Source organism: Enterobacter sp. BWH52 (genome assembly GCF_001037565.1).
Classification (GTDB): Bacteria; Pseudomonadota; Gammaproteobacteria; order Enterobacterales; family Enterobacteriaceae; genus Enterobacter; species Enterobacter hormaechei_C.
This window is the reverse complement of the sequence record NZ_KQ089854.1, coordinates 1,337,456-1,357,612: the sequence shown is the minus strand read 5'-3', so window position 1 is coordinate 1,357,612 and position 20,157 is coordinate 1,337,456. Positions and strand designations below refer to the sequence as shown.

Annotated in this window: 17 protein-coding genes; 5 read left to right on the top strand and 12 right to left on the bottom strand. The window is 57.6% G+C overall.

Features of this window, described 5'->3' with window-relative positions; translation table 11 throughout:
• Positions 1-47 precede the first annotated feature (47 nt).
• On the top strand, positions 48-1,304 hold the full coding sequence (locus tag SK47_RS06355) for a DUF1479 domain-containing protein (RefSeq protein WP_048243656.1): 1,257 nt from the start codon (positions 48-50) through the stop codon (positions 1,302-1,304).
• On the opposite strand, the gene SK47_RS06350 is transcribed toward SK47_RS06355, so the two are convergent.
• Positions 1,301-2,374 (bottom strand): LacI family DNA-binding transcriptional regulator, encoded by a 1,074-nt coding sequence (locus SK47_RS06350; RefSeq protein WP_048245039.1) that lies wholly within the window; start codon positions 2,372-2,374, stop codon positions 1,301-1,303. The two genes, SK47_RS06355 and SK47_RS06350, sit on opposite strands and share 4 nt — an antisense overlap.
• A gap of 288 nt (positions 2,375-2,662) precedes the next feature.
• Between SK47_RS06350 and SK47_RS06345 the strand changes: the two genes are divergently transcribed.
• The gene (locus SK47_RS06345; RefSeq protein ID WP_008501189.1) at positions 2,663-3,964 is read left to right on the top strand and encodes an MFS transporter; all 1,302 of its coding nucleotides are present in this window, start codon (positions 2,663-2,665) and stop codon (positions 3,962-3,964) included.
• 17 nt (positions 3,965-3,981) lie between these two features.
• Positions 3,982-6,345: a glycoside hydrolase family 31 protein gene (locus SK47_RS06340; RefSeq protein ID WP_048243654.1), complete on the top strand. Its 2,364-nt coding sequence runs from the start codon at positions 3,982-3,984 to the stop codon at positions 6,343-6,345.
• A 91-nt stretch (positions 6,346-6,436) separates the two neighbouring features.
• Here SK47_RS06340 and SK47_RS06335 read toward each other — a convergent pair whose 3' ends face one another.
• A complete protein-coding gene (locus tag SK47_RS06335; RefSeq protein ID WP_003858434.1) occupies positions 6,437-8,032 on the bottom strand; it encodes an ABC-F family ATPase in 1,596 nt (531 codons plus the stop codon).
• Positions 8,033-8,254: 222 nt separating this feature from the next.
• Here SK47_RS06335 and ldtB point away from each other — a divergent pair, with 222 nt between their 5' ends.
• Positions 8,255-9,175, top strand: coding sequence for a L,D-transpeptidase (ldtB, locus tag SK47_RS06330; RefSeq protein ID WP_003858435.1), 921 nt, complete (start codon positions 8,255-8,257; stop codon positions 9,173-9,175).
• A 41-nt stretch (positions 9,176-9,216) separates the two neighbouring features.
• Here ldtB and SK47_RS06325 read toward each other — a convergent pair whose 3' ends face one another.
• The 10 genes from SK47_RS06325 to mntR form a co-directional block, all read right to left on the bottom strand.
• The gene (locus SK47_RS06325) at positions 9,217-9,933 is read right to left on the bottom strand and encodes a GntR family transcriptional regulator (RefSeq protein ID WP_023305749.1); all 717 of its coding nucleotides are present in this window, start codon (positions 9,931-9,933) and stop codon (positions 9,217-9,219) included.
• A gap of 15 nt (positions 9,934-9,948) precedes the next feature.
• Positions 9,949-11,271: a PTS sugar transporter subunit IIC gene (locus tag SK47_RS06320; protein ID WP_023324365.1), complete on the bottom strand. Its 1,323-nt coding sequence runs from the start codon at positions 11,269-11,271 to the stop codon at positions 9,949-9,951.
• Between the two features lie 51 nt (positions 11,272-11,322).
• Entirely contained in the window at positions 11,323-12,699 is a 1,377-nt protein-coding gene (locus tag SK47_RS06315) for a glycoside hydrolase family 1 protein (RefSeq protein ID WP_048243652.1), read from the bottom strand.
• A 150-nt stretch (positions 12,700-12,849) separates the two neighbouring features.
• Entirely contained in the window at positions 12,850-13,356 is a 507-nt protein-coding gene (locus SK47_RS06310) for a YqhG/Tai3 family protein (RefSeq protein WP_023324363.1), read from the bottom strand.
• Entirely contained in the window at positions 13,356-13,724 is a 369-nt protein-coding gene (locus SK47_RS06305) for a hypothetical protein (RefSeq protein WP_032628178.1), read from the bottom strand. The genes SK47_RS06310 and SK47_RS06305 overlap by 1 nt, the downstream gene beginning before the upstream one ends.
• Positions 13,725-13,888: 164 nt before the next feature.
• Positions 13,889-15,412 (bottom strand): efflux transporter outer membrane subunit, encoded by a 1,524-nt coding sequence (locus SK47_RS06300; RefSeq protein WP_023324362.1) that lies wholly within the window; start codon positions 15,410-15,412, stop codon positions 13,889-13,891.
• Positions 15,412-16,983, bottom strand: a complete 1,572-nt coding sequence (locus SK47_RS06295; RefSeq protein WP_048243650.1) for a DHA2 family efflux MFS transporter permease subunit — start codon at positions 16,981-16,983, stop codon at positions 15,412-15,414. The genes SK47_RS06300 and SK47_RS06295 overlap by 1 nt, the downstream gene beginning before the upstream one ends.
• Positions 16,980-18,074, bottom strand: coding sequence for an HlyD family secretion protein (locus tag SK47_RS06290; RefSeq protein ID WP_023324361.1), 1,095 nt, complete (start codon positions 18,072-18,074; stop codon positions 16,980-16,982). Before SK47_RS06290 ends, SK47_RS06295 begins: the two co-directional genes overlap by 4 nt.
• Before the next feature lie 101 nt (positions 18,075-18,175).
• The gene (locus tag SK47_RS06285) at positions 18,176-19,285 is read right to left on the bottom strand and encodes an anion transporter (protein WP_023315683.1); all 1,110 of its coding nucleotides are present in this window, start codon (positions 19,283-19,285) and stop codon (positions 18,176-18,178) included.
• The gene (gene mntR, locus SK47_RS06280; RefSeq protein WP_048243648.1) at positions 19,282-19,755 is read right to left on the bottom strand and encodes a manganese-binding transcriptional regulator MntR; all 474 of its coding nucleotides are present in this window, start codon (positions 19,753-19,755) and stop codon (positions 19,282-19,284) included. Before mntR ends, SK47_RS06285 begins: the two co-directional genes overlap by 4 nt.
• A gap of 183 nt (positions 19,756-19,938) precedes the next feature.
• Between mntR and mntS the strand changes: the two genes are divergently transcribed.
• Positions 19,939-20,067, top strand: coding sequence for a manganase accumulation protein MntS (gene mntS, locus SK47_RS06275; RefSeq protein WP_032657691.1), 129 nt, complete (start codon positions 19,939-19,941; stop codon positions 20,065-20,067).
• Positions 20,068-20,157 lie beyond the last annotated feature (90 nt).

Here is a 20,157-nt window from a genome sequence, read left to right as displayed (position 1 = left end):
ATCACTTGCAGACACTTTTACTTTCGAATGAAAGATGCGAGGCAGTTATGACCTTTACCAGTGAAACCTTGCCGGCGGATCACAAAGCGGCAATCCGTCAGTTGAAACGTGAGTTACGCGCGCAGATCGGCGACGTGCAGGCGGTGTTCGACAAGCTCAGCGACAGCATTGCCACCCGCGTGGCGGAAATTAACGCCCTTAAAAATAAAGGTGAATCCGTCTGGCCGGTGATCCCGTTTAACGATGTGAAAAACGGCACGATTACCGACTCACAGCGCGAGGCCGTTAAGCGCCGCGGCTGCGCGGTGATTAAAGGTCACTTCCCGCGCGAGCAGGCGCTGGCGTGGGATCAGTCGATGCTCGACTACCTCGATCTGAACAAGTTTGACGAGGTGTACAAAGGGCCAGGCGATAACTTCTTCGGCACCCTGACCGCCTCCCGTCCGGAGATTTACCCGATCTACTGGTCGCAGGCGCAAATGCAGGCGCGCCAGAGCGAAGAAATGGCGCAGGTGCAGTCGTTCCTGAACCGCTTATGGACGTTCGAGAGCAACGGCAAGCAGTGGTTCGACCCGGACGTGAGCGTGATTTACCCGGATCGTATTCGCCGCCGTCCGCCGGGAACCACCTCGAAGGGACTTGGCGCACACACTGATTCTGGCGCGCTGGAGCGCTGGCTGCTGCCCGCTTATCAGCAGGTCTTTGCCCGCGTGTTTGACGGCAACGTTGAGAAATACGATCCGTGGAACGCCGCGCATCGTACCGAAGTGGAAGAGTATACCGTCGATAACACCACCAAATGCTCGGTGTTCCGCACCTTCCAGGGCTGGACGGCGCTATCGGACATGATCCCCGGCCAGGGGCTGCTGCACGTGGTGCCGATCCCGGAAGCAATGGCCTATATTCTGCTGCGTCCGCTGCTGGACGACGTGCCGGAGGACGAGCTGTGCGGCGTGGCGCCGGGGCGCGTGCTGCCGGTTTCCGAGAAGTGGCACCCGCTGCTTATCGAGGCGCTGACCAGCATTCCTGCGCTGGAGGCGGGTGATTCGGTGTGGTGGCACTGCGATGTGATCCACTCCGTCGCGCCGGTGGATAATCAGCAGGGCTGGGGCAACGTGATGTATATCCCCGCCGCACCGATGTGCGAGAAAAACCTCGCCTATGCGAAGAAGGTCAAGGAAGCGCTGGAGACCGGCGCGTCGCCGGGAGACTTCCCGCGCGAGGATTATGAAAAAACCTGGCAGGACCGCTTTACCGTGAACGATCTCAACATCCACGGCAAACGCGCGCTGGGTATGGTCTAGCTGTCATACAGCCCTTCCCGCTCCACGGCGGTGCGTCGTTTCCCCTGACGTATCCGCCGTACCGACTCCCGCACGGTCAGCGTGCCATTCAGCAGCAATGTGCCTACCGGTGCGTCCGGGCGCATGAGCCGCTGCTGGAGCATGTGTACCGCTTCCGTTCCCAGCTCATCGCGGGGAACATGCACGGCCGTTAATGGAACATCCTGAATCGCCGCCAGGTTAAAGCCGTCGATGCTCATCACCGAGACGTCCTGCGGCACGCGCAGGCCGTGGTTTTGTAAGGCGCTGATGGTGCCCGCCGCCATAAAGTCGCCGCCAACCAGGAATGCCGTCGGCAGGTCTTTTCCCTGCTGCTGATTTAGCCAATCGCTCACCAGCTGCTCCGTCTCTCTGGCGCTGAAGCTTGGCACCACCAGCAGATCGCGCTTGTCGTTGAACGCCAGGTTGTGGGACTGCCACGCGTCGCGGATCCCCGACAGGCGCAGCTCCATGGTGTAGCGACGCAGGCACAGCACGTTCATTACCTCCCGGTGCCCCATCTCGAACAGGTACTCCGCCGCCCGCTCGCCGATGGCGCGGTGATCCGGCGCAACGGCAGGCAGACGCATGTGCCGGTCGCGGCAGTTAATCAGCATGCAGGGTTTGCCCACGTCCACCGCCAGATCGTGGATATGCGGATCGTCAATACCAAGAAGAATGGCCGCCTGCGTGTCCGGCTCGTTCATCCGCGCCAGAAACAGCTGGGCGTCGCTGTCGTTCTCCTCCAGCGCGCAGTAGCGCAACCGGACCTCGTGGGAGGCAAGTGCTTTGCTCACGCTCTGGATCACGCGGTAGTAAAAGATGTCGGACCGCTCGTCGAAAGCGCGCTGCGGGGCAAAAACCACCAGGCTGTTAAGCAGCAGACGCCCTGCCGCCATGCCGTCCATTACCCCCAGCTCGCGCGCGCACGCCAGCACCTTTGCACGCGCTTTTTCGCTGGTATTCGCTTTCCCCGCCAGCACCCGCGAAACGGTGCTGATGGAGAGCTGCGTACGGGCCGCGATTTCGGTGATTTTTAGCCTTTTGTCCATTTTGTGATCTGGCTCCATTTGCGAAATGAAAAAATTTTCATAGCGTGTGTGTGAGGCAATAACTGACGTGAATGCCATCATGCCAGAGTGTTTTCGTCGGTTATGAGAAATTTTGCACAAAATCCACTTTTGCCCACTCATTTTCTTCCTTAAGGTGAACTTGTCACACAGCTTCCATACTAGTTGTATAGCAACTTAAGCATTATAAGCGGATTGAAATCAAAGGCATAACAATCTGTGTGACACCTGAACCTCCGTCCCCTTACCGTCCGTCTTGTGGAGAGTAAAATGAGTCAGGACATCAATAACACCATTGCGACAAGCAAAACCCGTCGCGTCATCAAGAACCTGCGCTGGTACGTGCTGGTGCTGTTTTTGCTGGGCGTCACCGTTAACTACATCACCCGAAATTCCTTAGGTATTCTCGCTCCGGAGCTGAAAGAGAGCCTCGGGATCACCACAGAGCAGTACTCCTGGATCGTTGGCGCCTTCCAGATCGCCTATACCATTTTCCAGCCCCTGTGCGGCTGGCTGATTGACGTCATTGGCCTGAAGATTGGCTTTATGGTCTGCGCCGGGATCTGGGCGCTGATGTGTATTTTCCACGCGGGCGCCGGAAGCTGGCTGCACCTGGCCATACTGCGCTTCTTTATGGGGGCTTCAGAGGCCGCCGCCACCCCGGCGAACGCCAAAACCATCGGCGAATGGTTCCCGAAATCAGAGCGTCCCGTTGCTGCTGGCTGGGCAGGCGTGGGCTTCTCCATCGGCGCGATGCTGGCTCCGCCTATCATCTACTTTGCTCACGCCTCGTTCGGCTGGCAGGGCGCGTTTATGTTTACCGGCGTGCTGGCGCTGCTGTGGGTGATCCTCTGGTGGGCGTTCTACCACAACCCCGAGCAGCACCCGAACCTGAGCAAGGACGAGCTGGCGTTTATCAAGCAGGATAACGAACCAGCGCCGGTCAAATTGCCCTTCCTGACCGCGCTGAAAACCGTTTCAAAAAACAAACGTTTCTACGGTATCGCCATTCCGGCCTTTATGGCAGAACCCGCCTGGGCGGTGCTGAGCTTCTGGGTGCCGCTGTACCTCGCCAAAGAGCACGGCATGGACCTGAAGCAGATTGCGATGTTTGCCTGGCTGCCGTTCCTCGCCGCCGACCTCGGCAGCGTGGCGAGCGGCTACCTGACGCGTCTGTATACCCGCCTGTTCGGCTGCTCCCGCGTGAACTCGGTTGTCGCCAGCTCCGTGACCGGCGCGTTCCTGATGATCTCGCTGGCCATCGTGGCCATTACCCGCGACCCGTATATCACCATCGTGCTGATCTCCATCGGCGGCTTCGGGCACCAGATCATCTCCTGCATGCTCAGCGCCCTGGTCGTGGAGTCATTCGACAAAGGCCAGATGGCGACCGTCAACGGCATGCGCGGCTCGGCGGCGTGGATCGCCAGCTTCCTGTTCTCGCTGTTAATCGGTGTGACCGCCGACAAAATCGGCTTTAACCCGCTCTTTATCGCCATGGGGTTCTTTGACCTGATTGGCGCTCTCTTCCTGGTAGCATTTATTGCTGAACGTCGCGCGAAGCGCGCCTGATAGTGGATGTATTGCATATGAAAACCCTGAAAAACTGGACCCTTGATACGCAGTCGGCAAACCATCTGGAACTGCTGGTCGATAGCCAGCACCGCCTGTGCCTGTATGTGCTGGAAGAGAACCTGTTCCGCGTGCTGATCAAGCGTAAAGGCGAGCTGGCGCTGGACCGCACCTGGAGCATCGCACCGGAAAAAGACGTGCCGTGGGAAGGTCGCCGTCGTGACGATATCAGCGGCTTCTCCTGCCCCGCCTGGACGCTGACGCAGCAGGACGATACGTTAACCGTGGCAACCGAGCAGCTGCGCGTCACCGTCCACCAGCCGCTGTGGCTGGAGTGGCACTACCGCAATGAGGCGGGCGAATGGCAGCCGCTGGTCAACGACCGCCCCACCAGCGCCTACCTGCTGAACGCTCACGGCGACGGCGTGGCGCACTACCTCAGCCGCCGCAAGGACGAGCGTTTCTACGGCCTGGGCGAGAAAACGGGCGATCTGCAGCGCAACGGTAAACGCTACGAGATGCGCAACCTCGACGCCATGGGCTACAACGCCGCCAGCACCGACCCGCTCTACAAGCACATTCCGTTCACCCTTACTCGCCGCGACGACGTGAGCTACGGCCTGTTCTACGACAACCTGAGCAGCTGCTGGCTGGATCTGGGTAACGAGATCGATAACTACCACACCGCCTATCGCCGCTGGCAGGCGGAAGCGGGCGATATCGACTACTACATCTTTACCGGCAGGCGCGTGCTGGACGTCACCAAAGCCTTCGTGCGCCTGACGGGGAAAGCGCTGTTCGGACCGAAATGGAGCCTGGGCTACAGCGGCTCGACCATGCACTACACCGACGCGCCGGACGCGCAAAACCAGCTGATGAACTTCATCCGCCTGTGCGATGAGCATGCCATTCCGTGCGACTCGTTCCAGCTCTCCTCCGGCTATACCTCGATTAACGGCAAGCGCTACGTCTTTAACTGGAACTACGACAAAGTGCCGCAGCCGAAGGTGATGAGCCAGGCGTTCCACGACGCGGGGCTGCGGCTTGCGGCCAACATCAAGCCGTGTCTGTTGCAGGATCATCCCCGCTACGGCGAAGTGGCGGAACGCGGCCTGTTCATTCGTGATTCAGAAACCGATGCGCCTGAACGTTCCAGCTTCTGGGATGATGAAGGCTCACACCTCGACTTTACCAACCCGCAGACGGTGCAGTGGTGGCAGAACGGCGTGACCACGCAGCTGCTGGAGATGGGCATCGACTCCACCTGGAACGACAACAACGAGTATGAAGTGTGGGACGGGGAAGCGCGCTGCTATGGCTTCGGCAAGGAGATAGCCATCAAGCATATTCGCCCGGTGATGCCGCTGCTGATGATGCGCGCCTCGCTGGAAGCGCAGCAGCGCTTTGCGCCGGAAAAGCGTCCGTATCTGATCTCCCGCTCCGGCTGCGCCGGGATGCAGCGCTACGTCCAGACCTGGAGCGGCGACAACCGCACCAACTGGGACACCCTGCGCTATAACATCCGCATGGGGCTGGGCATGAGCCTGTCCGGGCTGTTCAACGTCGGGCACGACGTCGGCGGTTTCTCCGGCGACAAGCCGGACGCCGAGCTGTTCGTGCGCTGGGTGCAGAACGGCGTGATGCACCCGCGCTTTACCATTCACTCGTGGAACGATGACCACACGGTGAACGAGCCGTGGATGTATCCGGGCGTCACGCCTGCCATCCGCGGCGCGATTGAGCTGCGCTACCGCCTGCTGCCGTATCTTTACACCCTGCTCTGGCAGGCGCACGCCGACGACGAACCGATGCTGCGCCCGACCTTCCTCGACCACGAGCACGATGCGCAGACCTTTGAAGAGTGCGACGACTTCCTGCTGGGCCGCGACCTGCTGGTCGCCAGCGTCGTCGAAGCCGGGCAGCGCGAGCGCCGCGTCTGGCTGCCGGATAACGAAACCGGCTGGTACGATTTTTACACCCACGCGTGGTATGCGGGCGGGCAAGCGATCGTCCTTGATGCGCCGCTGGAAAAACTGCCGCTGCTGGTGCGCGCCGGGGCCGGTCTGCCGCTCAGCGAGCGCATCCGTCACGTGAGCGCCGATAAAGACGATACCCGTGAGCTGAAGCTGTTCCCGGTGAAAGGCGTCGGCACAACCTCGGGGCTGCTGTTTGAAGACGACGGTGAAAGCTGGGGCTACCTGAACGGCAATGCGCTGTGGGTGGAATGGGAAATGGTGTGCGATGGCGCAACCATCAACCTGAAGGTGAACGCTCGCGGCGACTATCGTCCGGCATGGAAGGCGCTGAAGGTATCATTACCGGCGGGGGAAAAACGTACGCTGCGGGTGAATGGAGTTGAAGGGGGCGAGTGGGTGGTGTAGTGCGGCCTGTAGCCCTCACCCTAACCCTCTCCCACAGGGAGAGGGGATAAAATGTAGGCCGGGTAAGGCGAAGCCGCCACCCGGCTATTTTTTAACTCTCGATACCTTTACTGCGCAGGTAATCTTCGTAGTTACCGGTGAAGTCCACCACGCGCTCTGGCGTAATTTCGATCACGCGGGTCGCCAGCGAGCTGACGAACTCACGGTCGTGAGAGACGAAGATCAGGGTGCCCTGATACATCTCCAGCGCCATGTTCAGGGATTCGATCGATTCCATATCCAGGTGGTTAGTCGGTTCGTCCATCACCAGAATATTCGGTTTTTCCATCATCAGCTTGCCGAACAACATACGGCCCTTTTCACCACCGGAGAGCACTTTGGCGGGCTTTTTGATGTCGTCCTGGCTGAACAGCAGACGCCCCAGAATGCTGCGTACCGCCTGCTCATCGTCGCCTTCCTGCTTCCACTGGCTCATCCAGTCGAAGACAGTCAGATCGTTTTCGAATTCATATTCATGGTCCTGCGCGTAGTAACCAATCTGCGCGTTTTCAGACCATTTCACGGTTCCGTTGTCCGGTTGCAGTTCACCCACCAGGGTTTTCAGCATAGTGGATTTACCCACGCCGTTGGCGCCGAGGATGGCAATCTTCTCGCCCACTTCCAGCAGCAGGTTGAAGTTTTTGAACAGCGGGCCTTCATCGAAGCCTTTGGTGAGGGCTTCCACTTCCAGCGCGTTACGGAACAGCTTCTTGTCCTGCTCGAAGCGGATGAACGGGTTCTGACGGCTGGAGGCTTTAACCTCTTCCAGCTTGATTTTGTCGATCTGACGCGCACGCGAGGTCGCCTGACGCGACTTAGAGGCGTTGGCGCTGAAGCGGCTGACGAAGGATTGCAGGTCCGCAATCTGCGCTTTCTTCTTGGCGTTGTCGGCCAGCAGACGTTCACGTGCCTGGGTTGCCGCCGTCATGTACTCATCGTAGTTGCCCGGATAAACGCGCAGCTCGCCGTAGTCCAGATCCGCCATGTGGGTACATACCATGTTCAGGAAATGACGGTCGTGCGAAATGATGATCATGGTGCTGTCGCGATCGTTCAGCGTCTGCTCCAGCCAGCGGATGGTGTCGATGTCCAGGTTGTTGGTCGGTTCGTCGAGCAGCAGGATGTCCGGGTTAGAGAACAGCGCCTGCGCCAGCAGCACACGCAGCTTCCAGCCTGGCGCAACTTCGCTCATCGGACCATAATGCTGTTCAACAGGAATGCCGACGCCCAGCAGCAGCTCGCCCGCACGCGCTTCCGCAGAGTAGCCGTCCATTTCGCCGTATTGCGTTTCCAGGTCGGCCACTTTGTAACCGTCTTCTTCGCTCATCTCAGCGAGACCGTATATACGATCGCGCTCCTGCTTCACTTCCCACAGCTCCGCATGCCCCATGATCACGGTGTCGAGCACGGTGAACTCTTCGAAGGCGAACTGATCCTGACGCAGCTTACCGATGCGCTCGTTAGGGTCGAGCGACACGTTACCGAGCGTTGGCTCCAGGTCACCGCCGAGGATCTTCATAAAGGTGGATTTTCCGCTACCGTTGGCACCAATCAGGCCGTAACGGTTGCCGCCGCCAAATTTGACGGAAATATTTTCGAACAGCGGCTTACTGCCAAACTGCATAGTGACGTTGCTGGTAACTAACACGGAGAGATTCCTGCGAAAAGTGTGATAAACGCGGCATTATGCCACAATTCCGAATTGAGATCCCGTGTTGCAGTAATCCACTAAACTTTAACAAAATCGAAAAAAATGTGATTTCGTACACATCTGAATTCCCAGTTAACGGGAATGCACATATAATGCGCTCCCATTACTGATTCAGACTTATCAACTCATCGCCAGAATGGCTTAGATACCTCGCATAACATGAACATGAAATTAACAACGCTTTTTGCGGCGGCGTTAGCCGTAGTAGGTTTTTGTAAGACCGCGTCTGCGGTGACGTATCCCCTGCCGACAGACGGAAGCCGTCTGGTGGGTGAAAACCAGGTGGTGACGGTGCCGGAAGGTAACACTCAGCCGCTGGAATACTTCGCGGCGCAGTATCAGCTCGGCCTGTCTAACATGCTGGAAGCGAACCCGGGCGTTGACCCGTATCTGCCGAAAGCGGGTACCGTACTCAACATTCCACAGCAGCTGATCCTGCCGGATACCGTGCACGAAGGTATCGTAATTAACAGCGCCGAAATGCGTCTGTATTACTACCCGAAAGGCACCAACACCGTGATCGTTCTGCCTATCGGTATCGGTCAACTGGGTAAAGACACCCCGCTGAACTGGACCACCAAAGTGGAGCGTAAGAAAGCGGGCCCAACCTGGACGCCGACCGCCAAAATGCACGCTGAGTACATTGCTGCCGGTGAACCGCTGCCAGCCGTTGTGCCTGCCGGCCCGGATAACCCGATGGGTCTGTACGCGCTGTACATTGGTCGTCTGTATGCCATCCACGGTACAAACGCCAACTTCGGTATCGGCCTGCGCGTAAGCCACGGCTGCGTGCGTCTGCGTAATGAAGACATCAAATTCCTGTTCGATAACGTGCCGGTTGGTACGCGCGTGCAGTTCATTAACGAACCGGTGAAAGCGACGTCAGAGCCGGACGGCAGCCGTTACATTGAAGTGCATAACCCGCTGTCCACCAGCGAAGATCAGATCAACAACAACGAAATCGTACCGATTAAGCTGACCAGCGCGGTGCAGTCCGTCACCTCTCAGGCGGATGTTGACACGACCATCGTTGACCAGGCGATTCAGAACCGTTCCGGTATGCCGGTGCGTTTAAACTAATCGTGATAATTAAAAAAGCGGACCTTGAAGTCCGCTTTTTTTTATCCGTTATTCACGATAACGATGCCGCCATGGTCATAGCGATAGTGACAATGGGCGTACTCCAGCGGCGTACCATCTTCCAGATAGATCACCTGCTCTACCTCCAGCACCGGGTCGGTTGGCTCGCAGACAAGGTGCTGCATATCCAGCGCACTGGGCTTCAGCGCCCGCACCACCCGATACGATCCCATGATCTTCAGCCCCAGCGTCTCCTGCACATACCGGAATACCGAACTTTCAAGATGGGTTTTGTTCAGACCGGGGACCAGATTGAGCGGCATTACCGTGGCGTCCAGAGACATCGGCTCACCGTTCAGTAAACGCAGACGGATAAAGTCATAGATCGGCGTATCCGGATTTATCATCAGCGATGCCTGCTCTTTCTCGTTCGGGAAGCGCAGTTCGAAGTGCACAACCTGACTGCTCACCGTGCCTAAATGTTCCCAGGTTTTGGTCGCCCCGAAGTAGTCGCTGCCGGAGAGATCCCACTGGGAAAGCTGGAGGAAATTTTTGCGGATGAACGTGCCCTGCCCCTGTCGGGTATAGACCAGCCCTTCAACGATCAGCTGGCGCATCGCCTGCTGAATGGTCATCCGGCTGGTGCTGAACTCCGCCGCCAGCGCGAACTGGTCCGGCAGCGGTTCATTGGCGGCGTACTGCTGGGTAATAATGCGTTTCTTAATTTCCCGCGCTATGGTGATGTACTTCGCCGCCATCTTCCTTCCTTTCAGTTAGTTTTCTATCCCGCTGTTTTTCAAGGCCACTCGCTCGGCCACCTTTAGGAAAGGCAGGTAGAAGAATACACCAAATACGATGATTGCCAACTGCACCACCACCGCCCGCCAGTCCCCCGCCGTCGCCAGCCAGGCGCTGAGGATCGGCGGGGTCGTCCACGGGATCATCACCACGCAGCGCGACATGAACCCCAGCGTGGTACAGAGCCACGCAAAGTAAATCCCGATAGCAGGCAGCAGCACAAACGGGATCATAAGCGGCAGGTTAAAGACTATCGGCAGGCCGAAAATCACCGGCTCGTTGATGTTGAACAGACCCGGCGCCAGCGACAGACGCGCCACCTGCTTCGCTGATTTCTGTCTTGAGAAGATGAAGATAGCGATCAGCAATGAGATTGTGCTGCCCGTCCCGCCCACCATGCCAAAGGTCGGCACAAAGATGTTGTTGATGATGTGCGGGATCGGCTGGCCGTTGGCGAAGGCCAGCATATTTTCATTGGTATTGATCAGCAGGAACGGCTCCAGCACCACGCTGTTGACCACCGACTGATGAATACCGAGCGTGAACAGGAAGTTACCGAAGCTGTAGATGAAAATCGTCCCGGGCAGACTGGTGTTGATCAACCGCAGCGGCTGCTGAATAAATGTCGTAATGAGATGGATCAGATCCGTGTGCAGCACGTTCGCCAGTATGGCCGCCAGCACCGCAAACAGGGAGAGCGTGAGGATCGTTGGGATCAGCGCGGTAAAGGATTTGCTCACCGCTGGCGGTACGTTCTCCCCGAGCGAAATGTGCAGCGCCTTCAGCCGTGAAATGGCGATAAACAGCTCGGTTGAGAGCAGCCCAATCAGCACCCCGGCGAAAATCCCGGTGGAGCCAATGTTGGCGAACGTCAGCACCTGGGTGACGTTTACCGTGGCGTCGCTGCCGACGGGGGTAATCTGTAAGCGCATCGGCATCATGATAATGAAACTGCTGACGGCGATAACCACTGCCGAGACCGGATTGTCGAAATCTTTGTTGCGCGCCAGCGACCAGGCGATCATCGGGGCCAGCAGCAGCGCGGCGATGTTCAGCGTGCCGTTGATAATCGCCTCGCCCCACACCTTAAACTGCGTAAGCGTGTCGCCCGCAAAAATCCACGGGAACACCACGTTATTCACCAGCACCGCCAGACCGGCAAGGATGAAAATCGGCATTACCGTGGCGAAGGCATCGCGCAGGGAGCGAAGATGCACCTGGTTTGCCAGGCGCGCCGAGAACTCTACAAATTTATCGACAAAAGACTGCATGTGCGGTGTTATTTTTGTTTCAGACATAGCGGAGTGTTCCCATTAATCAGTCACAAAAACGGCCCGGCAGCGTACGGCTTACATCTCGCGTCCGTTGGTATGGATAACCTGTTTTAACCACGCGTAGCTCTTCTTCGGCACGCGCTTCAGGTCTTTCAGGTCGTGATTTTCACGGTTGACGTAGACCACGCCGTAGCGCTTGCGCATGTCACCCTGCGAGCTGAGAATGTCAATCAACCCCCAGCCGAGATAGCCCATCACCTCTGCCCCATCCTCGAATATTGCCGCTTTCATCGCCTCGATGTGCGCCCGGTGGTAGTCGATGCGGTAGGTATCCTCAATCGGATTCACGCCATCCCAGGACTCAATCACCCCAATACCGTTCTCAATCGGGAATACCGGCATCCGCCAGTCGTTGGCGTAGCGGGTGATGATGGTGCGAAAGCCCAGCGGATCGATCTGCCAGTTCCACTCGGTGGCCTTCAGGTACGGATTGTTTTTCTCGCCGTGCAGCAGGTAATAGTTAACCGGCGTGCCTTCCGGGATGGCATCGCTGTCCAGCGTTTTGCTGGCGTAGTAGCTGAAGGCCATAAAGTCGTTCTTCGTGCGCGCAAACAGCGCGAGATCGTCTGCGCGGTAGATATCGCCGAAGCCCTCCTGCTCCACCACCGCCATTACCGCCGGGCTGTAGCCCTGGCCCGCGAAGACGCGCAGCAGGTTCTGGTTGAGGAATTCGTCGTACTGCTGGGCGCAGAAGATATCGCGCGGTTTGCAGGTGGCCGGATAAATCAGCTGGTGCGCCAGCATGCCGCCCATCAGCTTGCCCGGCTTAGTCTGGTGCAGGTATTCGGTCAGAGTCATGTGCGCCACCATCGCATGGTGCTGAAGCTCATACAGCTCGCGCAGGGTTTGCTCACCTTTCATGTAACCGGAAATGCGAAAAGCTTCCGGCATATGGAAAATGTTCTGCTCGTTGAAGGTCAGCCAGTACTTCACCCGGTCAGCGAAGCAGTCGATCATCTTTTTGCCGTAGCGGATAAAGGCGTCCACCACGCGGCGATCGTTGAAGCCGTTGTACTCCTGCGCCAGCGCCAGCGGCATATCGAAGTGGTAGAGACAGACCATCGGCTCGATACCGCGGGCGAGCAAATCGTCAATAAAGCGGTCGTAAAAGGCGATGCCCTCGTCGTTGAACTCGCCGTCACCCTGCGGGCAGATGCGGCTCCAGGAGATCTGGAAGCGGTAGCAGTTCATGCCCAGATCCTGCATCAGGTCGAAATCTTCCCGGTAGCGGTGGTAGGAGTCGGTCGCCACTTTCCAGTCAGAGATGTTTTCACCGGCTTCCCGAATGTCATACACCGACATCCCCTTCCCGCCCTCATTCCAGGCCCCTTCCGTCTGCATGCTGGATACCGAGTTGCCCCATAAAAAGTTGGCTGGCAGTGATTTGTTCATGGTTGCTCCCTTTATGACTAGTCATTTAAATTTCATGACTAGTCATATAGGCGAAGATGGTATGTCGATCAAAGGTGTGGATCGTTTTTTGTGAGGTTGATGGAAATAAAAAGCCCCGGCAGTTGCCGAGGCTAAGTTCCTGTTTAACGTTTAAAGCCCGCGTTCGGCTGCAACTTTTGCCTGAGCAATTGCTCCGGCATTGAATATGGGATGCTCGTGATTGTTCGTTAAGTCACGAACGCGGTAGATTTTCCATGCATCATCTTCACGACGAAGAAATACTTCAAGGTGAATGCTCCTCCCGCCACCTGCCCCTTCCATCACCTGGACTACTTCCCCGTTTAAAAATGGCCTTACGTTTTCCACCCGTAACGCAGGTATCCATTCGCGGGCGTAATCCTGGGTATACGTAAAATAGTCAGACTCTATTAATTCTTGTTCCGGGATTTCCTGAATAGCACCAATGCGAGCAATAGTATCAGCAGAAACATATTTACGCAGTTCGTCGGCAGGATAGGGCCTGGCTTCATTACTGCCGAATGCACAAAGATAGGATTTATAAAATGATTCGGTAGTATCTTTCGCACTCTGATCTTGACTGGCAGCAGAACTACATCCCACCAGCAATATAGCGACTGATAAAAATATCCTTTTCATCAATGCATCCTGTAAATTTTAAATGATGGTTGCATTTTGCGGTACCCAGGCCCCGGATACATGCTTTTTTGAACAAAATCAGAAATCCACTGCGTGCCGTCATACATAGTCATGTGACCTATGCCGTTTCCTCCGGGATAAGGCTGTATCACAGCCACATCGCCAGCTATTAAAGTCGAACCGGGCGGCAGCTCACGGAATCCAGCACGTAATAATTCCGCCCCATAATCTTTTGCATAATCTGTATTAGGCACCTTAACACCTCCAGCCAGAATCGCCAGACGGGTAAACTTAGCACATTCACTATGAGAGTGCCCCAGCGCGTGTGAACGGAGATACGAAACAGCAACATCTTTATTCCAACTCATTCTTAGTTCCCTTAAGTAAGTAAGAACGGAATTATTGTGCCAGTCATTAACCTGATGTTGGTTAAATAATGCTTAAATTTGTCCGGCCAAAATATTAATTTCGCGCCCAATAAAAAGGCCGGATTCGCTGCGCGGATCCGGCCAGAGTCATCGCTGTTAAAAGATTATCCGCGCGGGGCGTCGCCAAAGACGCTGTAGTCTGGCAGCCGCACCTGCTGATACGGCTCCCAGCCGCCGCCGAGGGCTTTGTAGAGCGCCACCAGATCAAGCGCGCTCTGCACCTGCGCCTGCGCCCGCTGCTGTTCGGCCTGAGCGAGCTGACGCTGGGCGTCCAGCACGTCAATAAAGCTGGCGATCCCCTGCCGGTAGCTGTCGCTGGCGAGATCAAAGGCGTTTTGCAGCGCGTCGATGGTTTTCGCCAGGCCCGCTTCACGCTGCTGGTCGGTGCGATAGCTCACCAGCGCGTTTTCAACGTCGCCGAGCGCCGTCAGCACCGTCTGACGATAGTCCAGCACCGCCGCCCCCTGCTGCGCGCGCGCCACCTTAACGCTGGAGACCAGCCGTCCGCCCTGGAAAATCGGTATGGAAACCTGCGGGCCAAAGCTGTAGAAGTGGCTGCTCCAGTCGGTTAGCCAGTTGGATTCGCTGTTGCGCAAGCCAAACTGCCCGGAGAGGGTAAAGCTCGGGAACAGCTCTGCCACCGAGACGCCAATCTGCGCCGTGGCGGCATGGAGATTCGCCTCCGCTTCGCGCACGTCCGGGCGACGGCGTGCGAGGGTGGACGGAATACCGGTCTGCACAATATCCGGCAGGGCAGGCATCGGCTGTACGGATTGCAGTTCGGCATCCAGCGCGCCCGGCGGCTTACCAAGGAGGATCGCCAGCCCGTTCATCGCCTGGCGTTCCTGCGCCTGATACTGCGGCAGCTGGGCTTCAAGATTGCCCAGCTGCGCCCGGGCGTTCTCCACGTCCATCTGCGGCGACAGCCCGCCCCGCTGGCGGCTTTCGGTCAGCTCCAGCGTCTGCTGTGCGCTTTCAATTTGCGTATTAAGCGTGGCAATGATGCTCTGCGCCCCACGCAGCTGTAGCCACGCCCGCGCCACTTCGGCTTCCAGCGAGACCAGCGCATCGTTACGCTGCTCGATCGCTGCCCGCTGCTGCGCCTCGGCCGCTTCTACCTGACGGCGCACCTTGCCCCACAGGTCGATTTCCCACTGGGCGTCGAAGCTGCCCTGATAGAGGTTAATCGGCTGCGTCAGCGGGCCTAACGCGCCCCGCAGTTCAGGATCGACATTATTCAACTGGTCGTACACACCGTGGGATTTTAGCTCCCCTTCCAGCCCAAGCTGCTGGCGCGTCGCCTGCACATTGCCATTCACCGACGGGAAAAACGCCCCGCCGGCCTGGTTAATCTGTTCGCGCGCCCCGGCAATGCGTAATACGGTTTGCTGTAGCGTCAGATTTCCGGCGATGGCGCGTTCAATCAGGCTGTCGAGCTGCGGCGAGCCGAAGGTTTTCCACCAGCGCGGGTTAGTGGCGGCGGAGGAAGTTTGCGATTTCACCGCGCTGTCGCCCTTATCGTTCCAGTGCGTGGTGGCGAGCGGTGCAGGCTGTTGGTAGTCCGGCCCGACGGCGCAACCCACCAGCAGCATCATTATCATCAGGGGGTGTAAACGTCTGTGTATCATCAGTGTGCTCCTGCACTCCCCTCGCTCTTAACCGGCGAGAGCAACAAACAAAACGGAATCAGTAATAAGGCCACCGCGCTCAGAATGGTGAAGACGTCAATGTAGGCCAGAAAGCGCGACTGCTCGATCATCGTCTGGTACATCCGTCCGGTGGCAATGTCGGTCGGATCGCCCACCTGAGTGGTGAAGTTCTGGATCGCCTGGGCGCTTTCGCGAATCGCCAGCTGGAATTGCTCGTTAAACGGCGAAGCGTGGTAAGCCAGATGCGCGCTGTGCGCCTGCGAGCGCTCGGTGATCGCCGCCGTCGAGAGCGAAATCCCAATCGAGCCGGCCACGTTGCGGAACATGGTAAACAGCGCCGCCGCGTCGGCGTTAAGCCGCCTCGGGATCGAGATAAAAGCAATTGTGGTGAGGGGCACAAACAGGAACCCCAGTCCAATCGACTGAGCGCTGCGGAACAGCACCAGCGTTTCGAAATCGATATCCGGCGTCAGCGTGCGGGACCAGAAGAACGACACCGCCAGGCAGGTAAAGCCGAAGGCGATGATCCAGCGCGTCTGCACCACCGGCATCAGCTTCAGCACCAGCGGGATGGTCAGCACAATCAGCACCGCGCCGGGCGAGAGCACCAGCCCGGACCAGGTGGCGGTATAGCCCAAATCCTGCTGCGCCAGCTGCGGAATAACCACCGAACTGCCGTACAGGATCATCGCCATCCCCGCCATCAGCAGGCTGGAGATCGCAAAGTTGCGGTCCTTCATACAGTGCAGATCCACCACCGGCTTTCTGGCATACATCAGCCAGTAGATCGCGCCGATAATACCGACCAGCGTCAGTACTGCGAAGGTGCGGATAAAGTTCGAATAAAACCAGTCATCATCTTCGCCCCGGTCGAGCATCACCTGCAAACAGCCAAGACCGAGGGCGATCAGGCCGATCCCCGTCCAGTCGACGGTGAGCTTCTCTTCCGACTTTTTCTCCCACGGCGGATCTTCCAGCAGCTGATAGATGGCCAGCACCGTCACAATCCCTACCGGGATATTGATAAAGAACACCCAGCGCCAGGAGTAGTTATCGGTGATCCAGCCCCCCAGCGTGGGGCCGAGTACCGGCGCGACGATAATGGCAATGGATGAAAGGCCAAAGGCTTTGCCCCTGTCCTCCGGCTTAAAGTAGTCGAGTAGCACCGACTGCTGGGTAGGCTGCAACCCGCCGCCAAAGAACCCCTGCATCACGCGGAACAGGATGATTTGCCATAGCTCGGTGGCGATACCGCACAGGAACGAGCAGATGGTGAACATCACAATGCAGATCAGGAAGAACTGTTTGCGGCCAAACAGGCGGCTGAGAAAGGCCGAAATCGGCAGCACGATGCCGTTCGCCACCAGGTAGCTGGTGAGCACCCAGGTGGATTCGTCATAGCTGGCCGAGAGCGACCCCGCGACGTGGGGCAGCGCCACGTTGACGATGGTGGTGTCCAGAATTTCCATAAACACCGCCAGGGTGACCACAATCGCCACCGCCCACGGGTTACTGGCTGGCTTCCAGTTATCGTGGCTGTGATCCGTCATTCCACGGTGACCTTCGGTTCAACCGACAGCCCCAGCGGCAGCGGCTTGTTCGGATCCAGCCCTTTGTCAATCACGATTTTCACCGGTACGCGCTGAACGATCTTCACAAAGTTACCGGTGGCGTTTTCCGACGGGAAGGCGGAGAAGCGCGAGCCGCTGCCCTGCTGGATGCTGTCGATATGGCCTTCCAGCTCCATATCCGGCCAGGCATCGACGGACACGGTCACTTTGTCGCCCGGCTTCATGCGCTCAAGCTGCGACTCCTTGAAATTCGCCACCACCCACACGTTCGGGGAAACCAGCGAGAACAGCGCCGTACCTGCCTGCACCAGCGTACCGGGCTGGACGTTGCGTTTGGTGACAAAACCGTCGAACGGGGCGCGGACTTCGGTATAAGAGAGATTCAGGTTGGCGGTTTCCAGCTGCGCTCTGGCCTGATCGACCTGGCGTTCGCGCGCTTCGACGTTGGTCTCCTGCTGGCGAATTTGCAGCTGTACCTGCTCCGCCACTTCCAGCTGCGCCTGCGCGCTGGCAAGGCCAGCCTGGGCACTGCGCAGCTGAGCGTTCGCGGCATCGATACTTTGTTGCGTGGTCGCGCGCGGGTCAACGCCGCGCTGACGGCGGTACTCCGCCTGCGCGTTGGCCATATCCGCCTGGGCTTTAAGTACCTGGGCTTTGGCTTCATCACGCTGGGCGGGATATTGCACCTTCGAGAGCGCCAGCTGCGCCTGGGCCTGATGCAGCTGCGCCAGCGCCAGCCCAAGCTGGGCCTGAGCCTGATCGCGCTGGGCGGTGGTATCACGCGGATCGATCACCACCAGCACATCCCCTTTTTTCACGCGCTGGTTATCCCGTACGCGAAGTTCTGTGACGTAGCCTGCCGTTTTTGGGGCAATGGTCACTACGTCGCCATCGGTAAAGGCGTCGTCGGTGGTCTCTTCGTTACGGGTTAAAAACCACCAGACCAGCGCCACAATCACCATCACGATGACCACGATACCAAGGATAATTAACGGTTTTTTCCCCGGGCGCTTGCGCTCGTTATTGTTTTGATCCTGCTCGTCAGCAGGTGGGTTTTGATCTTCTGCCATAGTTCAGCAACGGTCCTGTCAGTGAGCGGCATCACACTATGCCGTTCACTAAAGCTAGGACGTTGCTATACATTTGCCAGGAAAAACTGACAAATTGCGCACTATATGAGAAGGAATAGTCCGAAACCGACCGCCGCTGACCAGAGCAGCATCGGGATTGACCATAAATGGAAGCGCCACCAGATGCGGCGATCGTTGGCCATCCGCAGGGCGATGAGGTTAGCCAGCGAGCCGGGCAGCAGCCCAAAGCCGCCGACGTTGACCGCCCACGCCAGCAGTACCGTAGGGGGAACATAGTTAAGCAGCAAAATGGTGGACGGCACGTTACTGATCACCTGCGAGAGACCAATCGCCGTCAGCCATAATCCCGGCTGCGACAGACCGCCAACGCTATGGAGAACGTTCTGCAATACCGGGAGCTGGATCAGCAGATGGACGTCAATAAACATCGCCATAAACACCAGCAGCAGCGTCCAGTCAACGCTCACCAGCACCCGCCGGGCGAGGAACAGGAAGCCACACGCCACCAGCAGCGCGCCAGCCAGCGCCTGGTTTAACTCCAGCGCGATAAGAAAAACGATATACAGCCCCAGGCAGCTCCAGACGAGACGCGGCTGCCACTGGGGCCCGGTTGTACCGCTGTGGTACTGCAACGATTTATTCGGGAAAGCAAACCAGCCCACCGCCAGCAGCGACGCCACGATCGCCAGCGCCAACGGCGCCATCTGCCCGGTAAATGCGGTAAACGACAGGCCGGAGCGTCCCCACAGCAGAATGTTCTGCGGGTTACCGATCGGCGTGAGCAGCGAGCCCGCATTGACGGCCAGCGCTTCAAAGATAATCAGACGGGTAACCGGTATTTCGCACAGCTTACGCAGCGTGAGCGTAAGCGGCACCACGATAAACAACGCCACGTCATTAGTGAGAAACGTCGACAGCAGCGCCGCCGAAAAGACCATGAACAGGGCCAGCTTGCGCTCGGTGGCGAAGCGGCGCACCATTTTGCGCCCCAGCACGTCAAAATAGCCGCTCAGCTCCACGCCTTTGGTGAGCATCATCAAACCGCTCAGGGTAATAATGGTGCGCCAGTCTATGGCCGCCGGCCAGGTGTGCGGCGTGAAGGGCACAAAGACGCTGAGCCCAACGCCAGTGATAAGTAAAAGATGGAAAAAGCGATCGCGTTTCAGGGCCTGCAAGCCGGGGATGTTCATTCAGCGGAGGGACCGTATTTGAGCGTAAATTCGCGGAACTTCACCAGCGTCTCTTCGCTGACGTGGTGTTCCATACCTTCGGCATCCCGACGGGCAATTTCCGGGCTGACGCCCAGCACCAGTAAAAAATTCTCGACGATCTGATGGCGCTCGCGGCTCTCCTGCGCCAGTTTTTCGCCTTCAGCGGTGAGAAACACCCCGCGCCAGGGGATCATCTCGATCAGCCCGACCGACGCCAGACGTTTTAACATTTTGGCAACGGTTGGCTGCGACACCCCAAGGCGTGCGGCCATATCCACCTGGCGCGCTTCTCCAACCTCACGAATCAGATCAGAGATCAGTTCGACATAATCATCAATCAGCTCCCGGCGATGCGCCTCGCGCACCTGGCGGAAGCCTTCCACATGCTCTTCAACGTTCACCAGTTGCGTCGTTTTTTTTGTTATTGGCTTACCTGCGCGACGGTTCATTGTGCTTCCTCAATGGGGTTGACGCTTCCAGCGCCCTGTAACGGAGCGCACATTGTAAACCATAGCTCTACAAGCACAAAAAATTAACGAATTAGCCATAGCTATACAATATAGCCTGTGCTATATCTGTATGTAATGCAGTCACCCTTCACGGATCGAAGGGATCATGAATCAGGAGGTCTTATGAACGAATTCAAGAGGTGTATGATCGTGTTTACCCACTCTCCTTTTAAAGTGCGCCTGATGCTGTTGAACATGCTGTGCGATATGTTTAACGCCAAACCCCAGCAGGACGACAACTCTTCCCACTAAGCGGCGTCGCGGTACGCCGCTTCATTTTCATGTCACACTTTCGCTGTAAGCTGGCCTGTTCCCGATTATTTTTGCGTATTTGCAGCCCCC